The 15,570-nt window shown below is 57.6% G+C and carries 16 protein-coding genes; 8 read left to right on the top strand and 8 right to left on the bottom strand.

Annotated features, from left to right (window positions below; all coding sequences use genetic code 11):
* Positions 1–5 precede the first annotated feature (5 nt).
* Positions 6–887 (top strand): EamA family transporter RarD, encoded by an 882-nt coding sequence (rarD, locus tag JJN09_RS04875; protein WP_192558100.1) that lies wholly within the window; start codon positions 6–8, stop codon positions 885–887.
* Between the two features lie 61 nt (positions 888–948).
* Here the strand turns inward: rarD and hppD are convergent, their stop codons facing one another.
* Together hppD and JJN09_RS04865 are read right to left on the bottom strand one after the other, a co-directional pair.
* A complete protein-coding gene (gene hppD, locus JJN09_RS04870; protein ID WP_249485999.1) occupies positions 949–2,025 on the bottom strand; it encodes a 4-hydroxyphenylpyruvate dioxygenase in 1,077 nt (358 codons plus the stop codon).
* A 246-nt stretch (positions 2,026–2,271) separates the two neighbouring features.
* Entirely contained in the window at positions 2,272–3,219 is a 948-nt protein-coding gene (locus JJN09_RS04865; protein WP_249485997.1) for a DMT family transporter, read from the bottom strand.
* A gap of 77 nt (positions 3,220–3,296) precedes the next feature.
* On the opposite strand from JJN09_RS04865, the gene JJN09_RS04860 reads away from it, so the two are divergent.
* The 3 genes from JJN09_RS04860 to JJN09_RS04850 all read left to right on the top strand — a co-directional run bounded on the left by JJN09_RS04860 (position 3,297) and on the right by JJN09_RS04850 (position 6,421).
* Positions 3,297–4,169, top strand: a complete 873-nt coding sequence (locus tag JJN09_RS04860; protein WP_249485996.1) for a LysR family transcriptional regulator — start codon at positions 3,297–3,299, stop codon at positions 4,167–4,169.
* Positions 4,170–4,284: 115 nt separating this feature from the next.
* Complete coding sequence (locus JJN09_RS04855) at positions 4,285–5,820, top strand: EAL domain-containing protein (RefSeq protein ID WP_249485994.1); 1,536 nt, start codon at positions 4,285–4,287, stop codon at positions 5,818–5,820.
* 235 nt (positions 5,821–6,055) lie between these two features.
* The gene (locus tag JJN09_RS04850) at positions 6,056–6,421 is read left to right on the top strand and encodes a histone-like nucleoid-structuring protein, MvaT/MvaU family (protein WP_169430538.1); all 366 of its coding nucleotides are present in this window, start codon (positions 6,056–6,058) and stop codon (positions 6,419–6,421) included.
* A 208-nt stretch (positions 6,422–6,629) separates the two neighbouring features.
* Here the strand turns inward: JJN09_RS04850 and JJN09_RS04845 are convergent, their stop codons facing one another.
* Positions 6,630–7,148: a DUF4946 domain-containing protein gene (locus JJN09_RS04845; RefSeq protein ID WP_249485992.1), complete on the bottom strand. Its 519-nt coding sequence runs from the start codon at positions 7,146–7,148 to the stop codon at positions 6,630–6,632.
* 142 nt (positions 7,149–7,290) lie between these two features.
* Between JJN09_RS04845 and gloA the strand changes: the two genes are divergently transcribed.
* On the top strand, positions 7,291–7,812 hold the full coding sequence (gloA, locus tag JJN09_RS04840) for a lactoylglutathione lyase (protein ID WP_065260490.1): 522 nt from the start codon (positions 7,291–7,293) through the stop codon (positions 7,810–7,812).
* Between the two features lie 54 nt (positions 7,813–7,866).
* Here gloA and ahpF read toward each other — a convergent pair whose 3' ends face one another.
* The 3 genes from ahpF to JJN09_RS04825 all read right to left on the bottom strand — a co-directional run bounded on the left by ahpF (position 7,867) and on the right by JJN09_RS04825 (position 11,196).
* Positions 7,867–9,429 (bottom strand): alkyl hydroperoxide reductase subunit F, encoded by a 1,563-nt coding sequence (gene ahpF, locus JJN09_RS04835; RefSeq protein ID WP_249485990.1) that lies wholly within the window; start codon positions 9,427–9,429, stop codon positions 7,867–7,869.
* A gap of 128 nt (positions 9,430–9,557) precedes the next feature.
* On the bottom strand, positions 9,558–10,121 hold the full coding sequence (gene ahpC, locus JJN09_RS04830) for an alkyl hydroperoxide reductase subunit C (RefSeq protein WP_007958941.1): 564 nt from the start codon (positions 10,119–10,121) through the stop codon (positions 9,558–9,560).
* A 136-nt stretch (positions 10,122–10,257) separates the two neighbouring features.
* Entirely contained in the window at positions 10,258–11,196 is a 939-nt protein-coding gene (locus JJN09_RS04825) for a site-specific integrase (RefSeq protein ID WP_249485988.1), read from the bottom strand.
* 177 nt (positions 11,197–11,373) lie between these two features.
* Here JJN09_RS04825 and JJN09_RS04820 point away from each other — a divergent pair, with 177 nt between their 5' ends.
* Positions 11,374–12,378: a DNA-binding protein gene (locus JJN09_RS04820; RefSeq protein WP_249485986.1), complete on the top strand. Its 1,005-nt coding sequence runs from the start codon at positions 11,374–11,376 to the stop codon at positions 12,376–12,378.
* Here the strand turns inward: JJN09_RS04820 and gorA are convergent.
* A complete protein-coding gene (gene gorA / locus JJN09_RS04815) occupies positions 12,375–13,733 on the bottom strand; it encodes a glutathione-disulfide reductase (protein WP_249485985.1) in 1,359 nt (452 codons plus the stop codon). The genes JJN09_RS04820 and gorA overlap by 4 nt on opposite strands.
* A gap of 129 nt (positions 13,734–13,862) precedes the next feature.
* Positions 13,863–14,702, bottom strand: coding sequence for a UTP--glucose-1-phosphate uridylyltransferase GalU (galU, locus tag JJN09_RS04810; RefSeq protein WP_007912230.1), 840 nt, complete (start codon positions 14,700–14,702; stop codon positions 13,863–13,865).
* A 247-nt stretch (positions 14,703–14,949) separates the two neighbouring features.
* Here galU and JJN09_RS04805 point away from each other — a divergent pair, with 247 nt between their 5' ends.
* Together JJN09_RS04805 and JJN09_RS04800 are read left to right on the top strand one after the other, a co-directional pair.
* A complete protein-coding gene (locus JJN09_RS04805) occupies positions 14,950–15,138 on the top strand; it encodes a hypothetical protein (protein WP_249485983.1) in 189 nt (62 codons plus the stop codon).
* A gap of 135 nt (positions 15,139–15,273) precedes the next feature.
* Positions 15,274–15,570: a hypothetical protein gene (locus tag JJN09_RS04800; RefSeq protein WP_249485982.1), complete on the top strand. Its 297-nt coding sequence runs from the start codon at positions 15,274–15,276 to the stop codon at positions 15,568–15,570.

Below are 15,570 nucleotides of genomic sequence, written 5' to 3'. Positions count from 1 at the left end.
ACAGTTTGTCTAAAGGTATCGCTCTATCGGTGACAGCATCGACGCTGTTTGCCGTCATGTATTACTACACCTCGTTGCTTACTCCGTTGAGCGGCGTGGAAATTTTCGGTTGGCGGATGCTGCTGACCGTGCCCTGCATGACCGTGTTCATGTTGCTGTCCGGCGAATGGCGGCGGGTGCTGGAGCTGCTGCGTCGGGTCCCTGCGCTGCCGAAGTTGATCGGTGGCCTGATCGTTTCGGCAGCGTTGCTGGGTGTGCAGTTGTGGCTGTTCATGTGGGCGCCGCTCAACGGCTACAGCCTCGATGTATCGCTGGGCTATTTCCTGTTGCCACTGGCCATGGTGCTGACCGGGCGCATCGCCTACGGCGAAAGCCTGTCGTACCTGCAGAAAGTAGCGGTGTTTTTTGCCAGCCTCGGTGTGTTGAACGAGTTGTATCAGGTCGGCGGGTTTTCCTGGGCGACGCTGGTGGTGGTCGTCGGTTACCCGTTGTATTTCGTGCTGCGTAAATACCTCAAGACCGACAACCTCGGCGGACTGTGGGTCGACATGACCCTGATGCTGCCGGTGGCGTACTGGTTTGTGCGCGGCGGTGAACAGGGTTTTGGCGTGTTCGATCAGTACCCGGCACTGGCGTGGCTGATTCCGCTGCTCGGTCTGATCAGTGCCTCGGCGCTGGTGGTGTACATCATCGCCAGTCGCTTGCTGCCGTTCAGCCTGTTTGGTTTGTTGAGTTACGTTGAGCCGGTGCTGTTGCTCGGTGTGGCGCTGCTGCTGGGCGAGAGCATCAAACCGGGTGAATGGCTGACCTACATCCCGATCTGGCTGGCGGTGGTGGTGCTGGTGTTTGAAGGGTTCAAGCACTTGATGCGCCAGCGGCGCCCGTAAGACGCGCAATAAAAAGCCCGGCCTGCAACATTGCAGGCCGGGCTTTTTTTACATCTGCAGATTACTCGGTGGCGAGTACGCCACGACGTACCTGGTCACGCTCGATCGACTCGAACAGTGCCTTGAAGTTGCCTTCACCGAAACCATCATCGCCTTTGCGCTGAATGAATTCGAAGAACACCGGGCCCATCAGGGTTTCCGAGAAGATCTGCAGCAGCAGACGCTTGTCACCCGACTCGGACGAGCCGTCCAGCAGAATGCCTCGCGCTTGCAGTTGATCAACCGGCTCGCCGTGGTTCGGCAAACGGCCTTCGAGCATTTCGTAGTAAGTTTCCGGCGGCGCAGTCATGAAGCGCATGCCGATTTTCTTCAGGCGATCCCACGTGTCGATCAGGTTATCGCTGAGGAAGGCAACGTGCTGGATGCCTTCGCCGTTGAACTGCATCAGGAACTCTTCGATCTGCCCGGCGCCCTTCGATGATTCTTCGTTGAGCGGGATGCGGATCATGCCGTCCGGCGCGGTCATTGCTTTCGAGGTCAGGCCGGTGTATTCGCCCTTGATGTCGAAGTAACGGATCTCGCGGAAGTTGAACAGCGTCTCGTAGAACTTGGCCCAGTAGGCCATGCGGCCGCGATATACGTTGTGGGTCAGGTGGTCGATGATCTTCAGGCCGGCACCGACCGGGTTACGGTCAACGCCTTCGATGAACACGAAGTCGATGTCATAGATCGAGCTGCCTTCGCCGAAACGGTCGATCAGGTACAGCGGCGCGCCGCCAATGCCTTTGATCGCCGGCAGGTTCAGCTCCATCGGACCGGTTTCGATGTGGATCGGCTGGGCGCCGAGTTCCAGTGCGCGGCTGTAGGCTTTCTGCGAATCCTTGACCCGGAACGCCATGCCGCACACCGACGGGCCGTGTTCGGCCGCGAAGTACGAAGCGACGCTGTGGGGTTCATTGTTGAGGATCAGGTTGATCGCACCCTGGCGATACAGGTGCACATTCTTGGAACGGTGGGTCGCGACCTTGGTGAAGCCCATGATCTCGAAGATCGGCTCCAGGGTGCCAGGTGTCGGCGATGCGAACTCGATGAACTCGAAGCCCATCAGGCCCATTGGGTTTTCGTATAAATCTGCCATGGTTGGCGCCTCATCATTCTTATCAATTAACCAGAGTTATTTGTCAGTAATGCTGAGACCGGTGGGTGGCGCACAGGAGATGCCACGCACACTGCGGGCGAGGAAGTCACCGTAGATCAGTTGAAACCCGAATATCTTCATTGTCGACCCAAGGCTCTTGCGGGCGAGGCTTCTGCTGCCAGAAGACGATTATTATTGTATGCGTAACCCGATTCTACACAGCGTAAATAGGGTTGTCTGCCCTCTCTATAAAATCCGCTTTTTTCGGCCCGGTGCAAGGGGTTTGTTGCACAGCCAGATGCCCGCCAGAATCAGCACGCCGCCCAGACACATGGGCGCCGTCAGTTGCTCGCCCAGCAGGACGGCGCCGGCCAGCACGGCCGTCAGAGGATTGAGCGCGATGAACACACCGGAGCGGGTCGCGCCGATTTTGCGGATGCCATCGTAGTAACCGATGTAGGCCAGCGCCGAACCCAAAACCCCGAGATAGATCAGGCTCAACCATTGCGTCATCCCCAGACTGGCCACCGCCGCCCCGCTCACTTCGCCGCGAACGGCAGCCAGCGCCCAGAGCATCAGCGTGCCGAGCAGGATCGAAAAGGTCACCGTCTGCAATGGGCCGATGCTCTGGTTGAGGCGGCGGGAAAATATCGAATAAACACCCCAGCTCAATACGCAGCCGAGAATCAGCAGATCGCCGATCCAGGCATCTGGCGTAGCGGCGAGCAATTGCGGATTACGGCTGACGATCACCACGCCCGCGCCTCCGATGCAGACCAGGATTCCGATGACTTTCAGTCGGCTCAGTCGCTCCTTGAACAGCAGCCAGGACGCCAGGCCGATCACCGCCGGATTCAACGCAACAATCAACGAGGCCCGCGATGCATTGATGTATTGCAAGCCGTAAAAGAAGCACAGGTTGTAAAAGAAAATCCCGAAGAACCCCAGCAATGCCAGTTGCAGCCATTGCCTTACAGTCGGCCGCACGAAGGGAATCCGCGCCAGCCACAAAAATCCAAGCAGTGCGACGCTGGCCAACAAGAACCGAAGACTGGCAGCGAAGATCGGACTCAGGCTGCCGGCCAGAAAGCGCCCCGCGACCCAGGTTCCGCCCCAGATCATGCTGACCATGGCCAGGTTCAGATAGACCGACATGTCCGAGGCGACCGGACGAATGGATTCATGACTGTTCATAACACTCCCGACGATGAAACTGACGAATGACGTATCATTCGACTGATTCAACATCATCGTAAAATGAGTCTTTACTCATGACCCTGACCCAACTCGAGATCTTTTCGCTGGTGGCCGAGCTACGCGGCTTCACCCTCGCCGCTCATCGCCTGGGGATTTCACAGTCGGCGGTGTCCCACGCCTTGAAGTCTCTGGAGCAGGAACTCGGCGTCGAACTGCTGCGTCGGCATCAATCGCAAGTGGAGCTCAGCGACATTGGCGAGCAGTTGCTGTTGCGTGCGCGGGCCATGCTCGGACTGGCCAACACATTGCGCCAGGAAGCCGCCGATGCACGCGGCATGAAGCGCGGCACGTTGCGTATCGGTTCGTTCGGGCCGACGTCTTCGATCAGGTTGCTGCCGAATATTCTTCAGCATTACCGCCAGGCGCATCCGGGCATCGAAGTTCACATCGACGAAGGACCGGATCGGCAAGTGGTCCAGTGGCTTGAGGAGCGGCGGATCGATATCGGTTTCGTGGTTCTGCCCGAAGATCGATTCGATACGTTTGCCTTGGTTGAGGATCAGATGGTTGCCCTGCTTCCTCTCGATCACCCATTGGCAACACACGAGACACTGACCCTGAAAGACCTGTGCGCCGACCCGTTCGTGCTGACTGAGGCCGGGTCTTCGGAACTGGTGTCGCGATTGTTCAACACGGCAAAATTGAGCCCGAACATTCGCTACCGCTGTTCGCAGTTGTTGAGCACCCTCGACACCGTGGGCCGGGGCGATGCCATTACGGTCGTGGCCGAAGGTTCTCTGCCGGTTGAGGCGGATCCGCGCTACGTGAAGAGACCGCTGTCACCCATTGTGCAACGCCAAGTCGGTCTGGCCGTGCTTGACCAACGTCAGGCTTCACCCGCCACCCTGGCCTTTATCCAGTTGGCGACACGGCTGGATTATCGATGAGCGGCGCAAGCGCCATTGGCGATCTATCATGGGCACAGACCAAACGCTTTCCGGAAGATGCGCCGTTGCCAGGCCTGCAGTCGAGAGCCCCATTTCATCGCGACAGGATGCGCCCATGCCGCTGACCGCCAGGCCCCGCCGCAAACGTAGCACCCGAATCATCGTGACACTGCTTTGTGGCGCGCTTCCGATCATCATCGGCAGCATCATTCTTCATATGCAGGCCGAACGCACGCTCCAGCAGAGCTCCCGGGAAACCGCCAACGAAGCCTTGCGCCAGTTCGACCTGATGCTCGACAACACCGCTCAGGCCGCGCGCGATTTGCTGCCCCTCGCAGGCCAGACGTGCGAGAACGTCAAACTGGCCTTGCGCGAGCAGGTGACCCGCCGCCCGTTCGTTCGCTCGACCAACCTGGTGTGGGACGACAACCTCTATTGCAGCTCGCTGTTCGGCGACTTCAAGGAAGCGGTCAATCCCGGCGATTACACCCAGGGCAAGCTGTGGCTCATGAACGGCAACCCTGTCACGCCCGACACCGCACTGCTGGTGTATCGGCTGAGCGACGGCCGAGGTGGCGCACTGACCACGCTGGACGGTTATCACTTGAGCAATATCCTGCGCCTGATCGGCCGGCAAACATTGCTGATGTTGCAAGTCGGCAACGCCTGGCTCTCTGCCGATGGCAAAGTGCATCAAGGCGCGCTGCCGGAGTTGCCGGTTGCGCAAAGTACCTTGAACTCATCGCACTATGCATTCACGGTAACGGCCGGTTTCCCTGAAGACGAAACTTGGCGTTACATGAGTGACGAATACCCCCCGCTCTTCAGCCTGCTGATGTTTTTTGGCGCGGTGTCCGGCGCAATCGGCTATATCGTGCAGAAACGCTCGACTTCGCCAAGTCACGAAATGCTTCGCGCCCTGGAGGCGGGGGAATTCATTCCTTATTTTCAGCCCGTGGTTTACGGCGACAGCAAGCGGTGGTCAGGCACCGAAGTGCTCATGCGCTGGAAGCATCCCAAGGAAGGTCTGGTGCGTCCGGACCTGTTCATACCGTTTGCAGAACACTCAGGGCTGATCGTGCCCATGACCCGTTCATTGATGCAACAGACCGCCGTCGTTCTTGGACCGCTGTCGTCTTCGTTTGAGGCCCCCTTCCACATCGGCATCAACATAACGGCCAGTCACTGTCACGATCTCGAGCTGCTGGAAGATTGCCGTGAATTCCTGGCGGCGTTCGTCCCCGGCAGCATCAGCCTGGTGCTGGAATTGACCGAGCGAGAGCTGATCGAGCCCACTGACATCACCCATCAACTGTTCGCGCAACTGCGCGCCATGGGGGTGAAGATTGCCATCGACGACTTCGGCACCGGTCATTCGAGCCTGGGCTACTTGAGAACATTCAATGTCGACTTCCTCAAGATTGACCAGACGTTCGTGGCCATGATTGATAAAGATGCTCTGTCCCGGCACATTCTGGACAGTATCATCGAGCTGTCCGCCAAACTGGAGTTGGGCACTGTGGCCGAAGGCGTGGAAACACAGGCCCAGGCTGATTACCTGTCCGCGCACCACGTCAACTTTCTGCAAGGCTACCTGTTTGGCAAACCCATGTCGGCCGCAGACTTCATCGACGCATTAACTCACCATTAACTAAACGCGATAAAACCGGCGGGCTCAGACCGATCGCACCAAATTGATACAAAACAGCGCTGCGTTTACATAAAGAAAAAGTCAGGATTTACTCTTGTCGCATTAACTACTACAATTTTTCTTACCTGTTGCAAGATGGGCAGGTGAGCCACTATCACCGAGTCGCTTCAAGGCTCTTGGCTTATAGCTTTGTTTGCGGTTGGTATCAGCCAAACACACTATTGGAGTAAAGATATTGTCCAGACTCGCTGAATTTCGTGCAGCTGAAAAGGCCCTTCAGGAACAGCTCAAGCAGCTGGAGTCGCTGAAGAACGATGCCGGGCTCAAGAAAGAAATCGAATTCGAAGAAAAGCTCCAGGGGCTGATGAAAACCTACGGCAAGGGCCTGAAAGACATCATCGCCATCCTTGATCCGAACCCGGCAAAATCCGGCCTGCAACAGGCCTCGGCACCCAAGACCCGCCGCGCTCGCGTGGTCAAGGTCTATCAGAACCCGCACACCGGTGAGCTGATCGAGACCAAGGGCGGCAACCATCGCGGGCTGAAAGCCTGGAAGGAACAATACGGTGCAGCCACCGTTGATTCCTGGTTGCGCGGTTAATCCCTCGCAAACATAAAAGCCCTGCAAATGCAGGGCTTTTTTTTCGACGATATCTAACAAATGCAACAATTTCTTGTTGAACAAGTTTGGCCTGTAACACCCTCTTCCACTGGAACTATGCTTCCGAATGTTGCTCGATTGCCCCGCGACCAACTTTGTATTTAATCACTTCAGGTATCTAATGCCCCACGGCCCAACGAACAGCTGACTAAAATTTCAAGCTGTTTCTCGCCGCGACTATTTCATCCGTACTGGCCTTGTAAACCTCGGCTTGCCCGGCATAGGAAAGTACATAGGCTTTGTCTGTCTCTACTGCGGCAACCAATGTTTGTGACAGCACATGACGACCGTTTTCGGTGACGGTACAAGTGGTCTCAAGGGCCGCCAGTGAACCGAGCGTGCTTGCATGAACCTTGTTGCAGACACTCTGATAGCCGCCCTGGAAAAAGTCCTTCTGTACCGATTTGCGCATCTCCAGCAACACGCCTTGCAAATTGACCTGATGACCTGTTTCCACATGCGTCATCGTCAATTCCATCACCATCACCTGATTACCATCGGCATCAGTCTTCACCGCCCGCTGACGGGAAACTTCCGGCGCGGTTTCGGGCAGCGCTTCGACTTGCCAGCCTGCGGGCCAGGTAATGCTCGGCGCCTCAGCGCAGGCCGCTGCCGCGATGAGGGACAAGCCAAAGAAAACGAACAGCGATTTGAACGGTCGGATCATTACCAGAGGCACTCGCGGATTGAGCCGTAAAGTCTGAGGCTCGCCCGCCTGCAGGGCAAGCCCGCGCTTTCGGTTTGGCGATGCCGCAAGGCATGCGTATCATTGCGCCCATTCACTCGCCCCAATTTGTTACGGAGGGCTCATGAGCCTGCAAGAACTGAACACTTTTCCTGGCGTGACCGCCACCCCGGACAGCGCAACCCGCAATTTTGTCTTCAACCACACCATGCTGCGCGTAAAAGACATCACTAAGTCGCTGGATTTCTACACCCGCGTACTGGGTTTCTCGCTGGTGGAAAAACGTGATTTCCCGGAAGCGGAATTCAGCCTGTACTTCCTCGCCCTGGTCGACAAATCGCAGATCCCGGCCGACGCCGCTGCCCGCACCGAGTGGATGAAGTCGATTCCCGGCATCCTGGAACTGACCCACAACCACGGCACCGAAAACGACGCGGACTTCGCCTACCACAATGGCAACACCGACCCGCGCGGCTTCGGCCACATCTGCATCTCGGTCCCGGACATCGTCGCCGCCTGCGCACGTTTCGAAGAACTGGGCTGCGATTTCCAAAAGCGCCTGACCGATGGCCGCATGAAAAGCCTGGCGTTCATCAAGGACCCGGATGGCTACTGGGTTGAAATCATTCAGCCGGCGCCGCTGTAAGACATAAAAAACCCCATCATCGCTGATGGGGTTTTTCTTTCTCAGGCCCGAGACTTACGCCGGAGCCGAAGTGCGGATCAGGTGATCGAAGGCACTGAGGGAAGCCTTGGCGCCCTCGCCTACCGCAATCACGATCTGCTTGTACGGCACGGTGGTCACGTCACCGGCAGCGAAGATGCCGGGGATCGAGGTTTCACCACGGTTGTCGACGATGATCTCGCCACGTGGCGACAGCTCAATGGTGCCTTTGAGCCAATCGGTATTAGGCAACAGACCGATCTGCACGAAGATTCCTTCCAGCTCGACCGTGCGCAACTCGTCACTGTTGCGATCCTTATAGCGCAGGCCGTTGACCTTCTGCCCGTCGCCAGTGACTTCAGTGGTCAACGCACTGGTGATCACGGTGACGTTCGGCAGGCTGTGCAGCTTGCGTTGCAGCACTGCGTCGGCACGCAACTGAACATCGAACTCCAGCAGGGTCACGTGGGACACGATACCGGCCAGGTCGATAGCCGCCTCGACGCCAGAGTTACCGCCGCCAATCACCGCCACACGCTTGCCTTTGAACAGCGGACCGTCACAGTGCGGGCAGTACGCCACGCCTTTGTTGCGGTACTCCTGCTCACCCGGCACGTTCATTTCACGCCACCGCGCACCGGTCGCCAGAATCACGCTTTTGGCTTTGAGGGTTGCGCCGCTGGCGAAGTGGACTTCATGCAGCTCACCGTTCTTGCCCGGGATCAGTTTGTCGGCGCGTTGCAGGTTCATGATGTCGACGTCGTATTGCTTGACGTGTTCTTCCAGCGCAGTCGCCAGTTTCGGGCCTTCGGTTTCCTGCACGGAAATGAAGTTCTCGATGGCCATGGTGTCCAGCACCTGACCGCCAAAACGCTCGGCCGCAACGCCGGTACGAATACCTTTGCGTGCCGCATAAATCGCTGCCGAAGCACCGGCCGGGCCACCGCCGACCACCAGCACATCAAAGGCTTGCTTGGCGCTGATTTTCTCGGCCTGACGCTCGATGGCGCCGGTGTCGAGCTTGGCGAGGATTTCTTCCAGGCCCATGCGGCCCTGACCGAAGTTTTCACCGTTCAGGTAGATGCTCGGCACGGCCATGATCTTGCGATCGTTGACTTCGTCCTGGAACAGCGCGCCGTCGATGGCAACGTGGCGGATGTTCGGGTTCAGCACGGCCATCAGGTTCAGCGCCTGAACGACGTCCGGGCAGTTCTGGCAGGACAGCGAGAAATAAGTCTCGAAGCTGAACTCGCCCTTGAGCGAGCGGATCTGTTCGATCACTTCGACACTGGCCTTCGAAGGGTGGCCGCCGACTTGCAGCAGGGCCAGCACCAGCGACGTGAATTCATGGCCCATCGGGATGCCGGCGAAACGCAGGCTGATGTCGGCACCCGGGCGGTTGATCGAGAACGACGGCTTGCGTGCATCGTCGCCGCTGTCGATCAAGGTAATCTGGCTGGAAAGACTGGCAACGTCTTTCAGCAGGTCAAGCATTTCACGGGATTTCGCACCGTCGTCGAGTGAAGCAACGATCTCGATCGGCTGGGTGACCCGTTCCAGGTACGATTTCAACTGGGCTTTAAGATTGGCGTCCAACATACGGGCGATCTCCTGACTTTATTTGAGGCGAAAAAAAGCCCGAGCGAATCTCGCCCGGGCTTTTCTATTGGGCGGTGCAGCTTACTTAAGTAGGTGCGGAGTTCCGCCCTGTGTTGCGTGTCACAGACTTAGATCTTGCCGACCAGGTCCAGGGACGGAGCCAGAGTGGCCTCGCCTTCTTTCCACTTGGCTGGGCAAACTTCGCCTGGGTGAGCAGCGACGTACTGAGCAGCCTTGATCTTGCGCAGCAACTCGGAAGCGTCACGGCCAACGCCGCCATCGTTCAGTTCAACGATTTTGATCTGGCCTTCAGGGTTGATCACGAAGGTGCCACGGTCAGCCAGACCCGCTTCTTCGATCAGTACGTCGAAGTTGCGGGAGATGACCTGAGTCGGGTCGCCGATCATGGTGTACTGGATTTTGCCGATGGCTGGCGAAGTGTTGTGCCAGGCAGCGTGGGCAAAGTGGGTGTCGGTCGAAACGCTGTAGATTTCTACGCCCAGTTTCTGGAAGGCAGCGTAGTTGTCGGCCAGGTCTTCCAGCTCGGTTGGGCAAACGAAGGTGAAGTCGGCTGGGTAGAAGAACACTACGGACCATTTGCCTTTCAGGTCAGCGTCCGAGACTTGTACGAAGTCGCCGTTTTTGAACGCGGTAGCTTTGAACGGTTTTACTTGGCTGTTGATGATAGGCATTGATGACTCTCCGTCAGGGTTGTGAATTCGATGGGTGAATCCTACCCACTCACTCGACGGATGGCTCATTGGCAAACCTGATGCTGCTGATTTGTTTTCGCTATTAGCGGACTGTATTAATAGAAGAAAACGATATCTACGACGACAACGGCTTATCCGTAATCCGGGCCATCCCGTGAAAAGGGCTCGCTTCAACATAGCGCATGGCGGACTTCATATCCTTCCAGCCCACGTAACTCATCAGCGATTTGAGATCCCAGCCACTTTGATGGGCCCAGGTGGCAAAGCCACGGCGCAACGAGTGGCTGGTGTAGCGCTCGGCGGAGATACCGGCGCGCTCCAGCGCCTGACGCAGCAAGGGAATCACGCTGTTGGCGTGCAAGCCCTCCTCGCTCAGATTGCCCCAGCGGTCGACCGCGCGGAACACCGGGCCGCGTACGAGTGCCGCTTCGGTGATCCAGTCGATGTAGGCCTGCACCGGGCAGAGTTTCAGCAACGCCGGTGCCTGATAGGTCTGACCGAGGTTCTCCCGGTCGCCCTTGCTGCGCGGCAAGTACAGGGTGATGCCGCTACCGGCGTGGGCCTGGACATGCTCGATCTGCACCCGGCACAACTCGTCGCTCCGAAAGCCGCGCCAGAACCCAAGAAGAATCAGCGCTCGATCCCGACAGGCTCTGAGTAACAACGGCCGGTCCTGTTGTTCTCGGGCGTCTTTCATTTCCTGCTCAAGCCAGGCGACGGTCTGCTCAAGATCCCGCAACTGCAACGGCTCGGCCTGTTTTTCCTGCGCGGGATGCAGCGCGCGAATGCCCTTGAACACTTTGCGCACCACGGGCGTCTTGGTCGGATCGGCGAACCCCTGACTGTTATGCCACTGCGCGAGCGCCGACAGACGCAGCTTCAGCGTATTCACCGACAGCACGCCTGCGTGAGCCACCAGATACCGCGCGACGCTGTCAGCCGTGGCAGGCAAGAACCCACCCCAGACCGTTTCGAAATGCTCGACGGCCGCACGATAGCTGCGGCGGGTGTTGTCACGGGTGGCGGCTTGCAGGTAGCGATCGATATCGCTCATGGGCTGGTTTCTCGCAGATGTACTGATTTGGAGATTGAAAAGCGGATTCTGGCGCTTCACACGGGGTAATACCAGTATATCCCGCCCGTTCATCTTGAAACATTTAACTTTATTTTCAGCATGGTACACTGCGTACTTTGGTGGCATGTACCACAGTACGTAATCGTAGGAGCACATATGGCCCGTGGCGGCGTTAACAAAGCAGTAGTCCAGATCGCGCGCTCAGCGATCCTCGCCCGTGGCGAACACCCCAGCATCGATGCAGTACGCATCGAGCTGGGCAATACCGGATCGAAAACCACGATTCATCGCTATTTGAAGGAACTTGATGACGGCAGCGAACCGGCTGATCCGTCGGCAGAACCCATTGATGACGAGCTCCTCGCCCTCGTCACTCGCCTGGCGCAACGCCTGAAAGAACAGGCGCAGGAGCCGATTGACCAGGCCCGCGAACAATACGAGCAACAGCGCCAGACGATGGAAGCGGAGCTGAATCAGCTGCGCCAAAATCATGCGCAACTAGAGCAGAAACACGATATTCAGGGCGCTGCGCTGGCCAAGGAATCCGAAGCCCTGAGCGACACCCGCTCGATGCTGCAAACCGAACAGACACGCAATGCCGGCCTGAATCAGGCACTGGCAGATTTCGAATTACGTTTGCAGGACAAGGACGAGCAGATCCGCTCGCTGGAAGAAAAGCACCTGCACGCTCGCGATGCGCTTGAGCACTACCGCAATGCCGTCAAGGAACAGCGCGAACAGGAACAGAGCCGTCACGAAAGTCAGGTTCAGCAATTGCAGATGGAGTTGCGTCAGGCGCAGCAAAGCGCACTGGTACGCCAGGATGAAATCACTCAATTGCACCGCGACAACGAACGCTTGCTGACCGAGAACCGTGGCACGCTGCGCGAATTGAGCCTGTTGCAGGATCAGCTCAAGCACAGCAATCAGCGTCAGGATCAACTGCTGGAGCAAGCGACGCGTGTCGACAGCGAACGCACCCTCCTCCAGGAACGCTTGCGCGTGGCGCTGCTGGAAAGTCAGACGCTCAAGCAGAGTGTCGACGAGCAGTCGCAGCTCAATCAGGCATTGGAGAAGGAATTGACCACGGCTCAAGCCAGCCTGCGCCTGGCCACCACCGTTGCGGCAGTGCCAGACGCAGCTGAACCGAAAAAGACTTAAGCGCCGACCGGCGTACGCATGGTGACAAACTCTTCGGCCGCCGTCGGGTGCACCCCGATGGTGTCGTCGAAGTCACGCTTGGTTGCGCCAGCCTTCAGCGCAATCGCCAGACCCTGCACGATCTCGCCAGCATCCGGCCCGACCATGTGGCAGCCAAGCACCTTGTCGGTTTTGCCATCGACTACCAGCTTCATCAGCGTGCGCTCCTGGCATTCGGTCAGGGTCAACTTCATCGGGCGGAAACGGCTTTCGTAGATCACCACGTCGTGCCCCGCCTTGCGCGCCTCTTCTTCGGTCAAGCCGACGGTGCCGATATTAGGCAGGCTGAATACCGCCGTCGGGATCATCTTGTAATCCACCGGGCGATATTGTTCTGGCTTGAACAGACGTCGCGCTACCGCCATGCCTTCAGCCAGCGCCACTGGCGTCAGTTGAACGCGGCCGATGACATCGCCCAGCGCCAGAATTGACGGCTCGGAGGTCTGGTACTGCTCGTCGACCTTGATGAAGCCTTTTTCGTCGAGCTGTACATCGGTATTTTCCAGGCCGAGGTTGTCCAGCATCGGGCGCCGGCCGGTAGCGTAGAACACGCAATCCGCCTCCAGCACGCGACCATCCTTGAGGGTCGCCTTCAGGCTGCCATCAGCTTGCTTTTCAATCCGCTCGATGTCTGCATTGAACTGCAGATTCATGCCACGCTTGGTCAGCTCTTCCTGCAGATGCTTGCGCACCGAACCGTCGAAGCCGCGCAGGAACAGATCACCGCGATACAGCAACGTGGTATCCGCACCGAGACCATGGAAGATTCCGGCAAACTCGACAGCGATGTAACCACCGCCAACGACCAGAACACGCTTCGGCAGCTCTTTCAGGAAAAACGCCTGATTCGAGCTGATGGCGTGCTCATGCCCCGGAATTTCCGGAATCTGCGGCCAGCCACCCGTGGCAATCAAAATGTTTTTCGCGGTGAAACGCTCACCGTTGACCTCGACTTCATGCGGGCCAACGATCTTCGCGTGCGCCTCATGCAAGGTCACGCCGCTGTTGACCAGCAGATTGCGATAAATGCCATTGAGGCGATTGATCTCGCGATCCTTGTTGGCGATCAGCGTCGCCCAATCGAAATTCGCCTCGCCCAGGCTCCAGCCGAAACCGGACGACTGTTCAAAGTCTTCGGCGAAATGCGCGCCATACACCAGCAGCTTTTTCGGCACACAGCCGACATTGACGCAGGTGCCGCCCAGATAACGGCTCTCGGCTACCGCCACTTTCGCACCGAAACCGGCAGCAAAACGCGCAGCCCGCACACCGCCGGAACCGGCACCAATCACATAAAGGTCAAAATCGTAGGCCATTTCTATCTCCTCGGCAGGGGATCAGCATACCCGGCGTCGTCCGTTGAGCAAGCACTCCTGCCGATATAGGGGCGGAAAATAAAAAAGCCACCCGAAGGTGGCTTTTTCGTACAGACAGTTCAGGCGCTATCAGTAAGCCTTGCCAGTCTTGTAGAAGTTTTCGAAGCAGAAGTTGGTTGCTTCGATGTAGCCTTCAGCACCACCGCAGTCGAAACGCTTGCCCTTGAACTTGTAGGCCATCACGCAGCCGTTCTGGGCTTGTTTCATCAGGGCGTCGGTGATCTGGATTTCACCACCCTTGCCTGGCTCGGTCTGTTCGATCAGGTCGAAGATGTCCGGAGTCAGGATGTAACGACCGATGATCGCCAGGTTCGACGGCGCGTCTTCCGGCTTTGGTTTTTCGACCATGCTGTGTACGCGGTAGATGTCGTCGCGGATCATCTCGCCGGCAATGACGCCGTACTTGCTGGTTTCTTGCGGGTCGACTTCCTGGATGGCGATGATCGAGCAGCGGAACTGCTTGTACAGCTTGACCATCTGGGTCAGTACGCCATCACCTTCAAGGTTGACGCACAAGTCGTCCGCCAGCACCACTGCAAACGGTTCGTCACCGATCAGCGGACGACCGGTCAGGATCGCATGACCCAGGCCTTTCATTTCAGTCTGACGGGTGTAGGAGAACGAGCACTCGTCCAACAGCTTGCGGATACCGACCAGGTATTTTTCCTTGTCGGTGCCCTTGATCTGGTTTTCCAGCTCATAGCTGATGTCGAAGTGGTCTTCCAGGGCGCGCTTGCCACGGCCGGTCACGATGGAGATCTCAGTCAGACCAGCATCCAGAGCTTCTTCGACGCCGTACTGGATCAGTGGCTTGTTTACCACCGGCAGCATTTCTTTGGGCATGGCTTTAGTCGCTGGGAGGAAGCGAGTACCGTAACCGGCTGCTGGGAACAAGCATTTCTTGATCATATAAGTCCTTGAAAGGGCTGTGTGTACGAGTTTCGGCGCAGTCTAATCAGGCGGCGTGCACCTTACAATGCCCCGCACTGGCTAACCGATGTCAACATAGAGAAATATTCTGGCGGATAGTTCAATCCGCACGCAGAAGCTGCGCATTCAGCGTAGCCCAAAGATTCAGGAACACCGCATCGATCCGCGCCCGTTCGCCCGTTTCCCGTTATCATGACGCCTTTGAACCAGCCAACGAGGCCGCTAGATGTCCGCAGCAAAAATCATCAACGGGTACACCATCGCCAAGGCGAAAGATGGCCAGTGGCATATCACCGCCGCCAACGGCGAAGATGTGTCTGGTCCATTGCCCACTGAAGCGATGGCAATTGAGGTAGCCGCGGTGCTTGATTACACGCCTCCTGCGCCGAAACGTCGCGGCAAGGATCAGGACTGATCAGCAGTCACGTATCCAGAGCCCTGCCATTGCGCGGGGCTTTTTTCCAACATGAAGATGTGGCCAATCGCTATAACCTTTTCAAGCTGGCGCTGTCATAGCGTCTAGCCCTCTCCTTCTGAAGACGACATCGCCATGAGCACCCGTACGCTGCACAACATGCTGCCCCTGTTAGCACTTCTGGCCCTCGCCGGCTGCGCCACCTCTCAACCCACTTATCTAAACAATGGCGAGCAAGGCTTGAGCATTGATTGCTCCGGCGAAGCGAACTCCTGGGCGACCTGTTATGAAAAAGCTGACGCCTCCTGCGCCGGCACCGGCTATCGCATCGTCGGAACCGATGGCACACCCGCGCCCAAGGAAAGCGACAAAACGCTGGGCATTGATGTCGGCAACTACAAGAACCGTAGTGTCGTGGTGGTCTGCAAATAG

The sequence above is a fragment of the Pseudomonas sp. HS6 genome (genome assembly GCF_023375815.1).
GTDB lineage: Bacteria > Pseudomonadota > Gammaproteobacteria > Pseudomonadales > Pseudomonadaceae > Aquipseudomonas.
Note: the sequence above shows the minus strand (reverse complement) of the source record. Positions and strands in the feature narration are given on the sequence as shown.

Bases quoted from the DNA above. Each gene is read 5' to 3' on its own strand.
- gorA (WP_249485985.1), bottom strand. From the start codon at position 13,733: ATGGCCTACGATTTTGACCTTTATGTGATTGGTGCCGGTTCCGGCGGT.
- JJN09_RS04820 (WP_249485986.1), top strand. From the start codon at position 11,374: ATGGCCCGTGGCGGCGTTAACAAAGCAGTAGTCCAGATCGCGCGCTCA.
- galU (WP_007912230.1), bottom strand. From the start codon at position 14,702: ATGATCAAGAAATGCTTGTTCCCAGCAGCCGGTTACGGTACTCGCTTC.
- JJN09_RS04825 (WP_249485988.1), bottom strand. From the start codon at position 11,196: ATGAGCGATATCGATCGCTACCTGCAAGCCGCCACCCGTGACAACACC.
- JJN09_RS04845 (WP_249485992.1), bottom strand. From the start codon at position 7,148: ATGATCCGACCGTTCAAATCGCTGTTCGTTTTCTTTGGCTTGTCCCTC.
- hppD (WP_249485999.1), bottom strand. From the start codon at position 2,025: ATGGCAGATTTATACGAAAACCCAATGGGCCTGATGGGCTTCGAGTTC.
- JJN09_RS04855 (WP_249485994.1), top strand. From the start codon at position 4,285: ATGCCGCTGACCGCCAGGCCCCGCCGCAAACGTAGCACCCGAATCATC.
- JJN09_RS04805 (WP_249485983.1), top strand. From the start codon at position 14,950: ATGTCCGCAGCAAAAATCATCAACGGGTACACCATCGCCAAGGCGAAA.
- ahpC (WP_007958941.1), bottom strand. From the start codon at position 10,121: ATGCCTATCATCAACAGCCAAGTAAAACCGTTCAAAGCTACCGCGTTC.
- gloA (WP_065260490.1), top strand. From the start codon at position 7,291: ATGAGCCTGCAAGAACTGAACACTTTTCCTGGCGTGACCGCCACCCCG.
- JJN09_RS04860 (WP_249485996.1), top strand. From the start codon at position 3,297: ATGACCCTGACCCAACTCGAGATCTTTTCGCTGGTGGCCGAGCTACGC.
- ahpF (WP_249485990.1), bottom strand. From the start codon at position 9,429: ATGTTGGACGCCAATCTTAAAGCCCAGTTGAAATCGTACCTGGAACGG.
- JJN09_RS04865 (WP_249485997.1), bottom strand. From the start codon at position 3,219: ATGAACAGTCATGAATCCATTCGTCCGGTCGCCTCGGACATGTCGGTC.
- JJN09_RS04800 (WP_249485982.1), top strand. From the start codon at position 15,274: ATGAGCACCCGTACGCTGCACAACATGCTGCCCCTGTTAGCACTTCTG.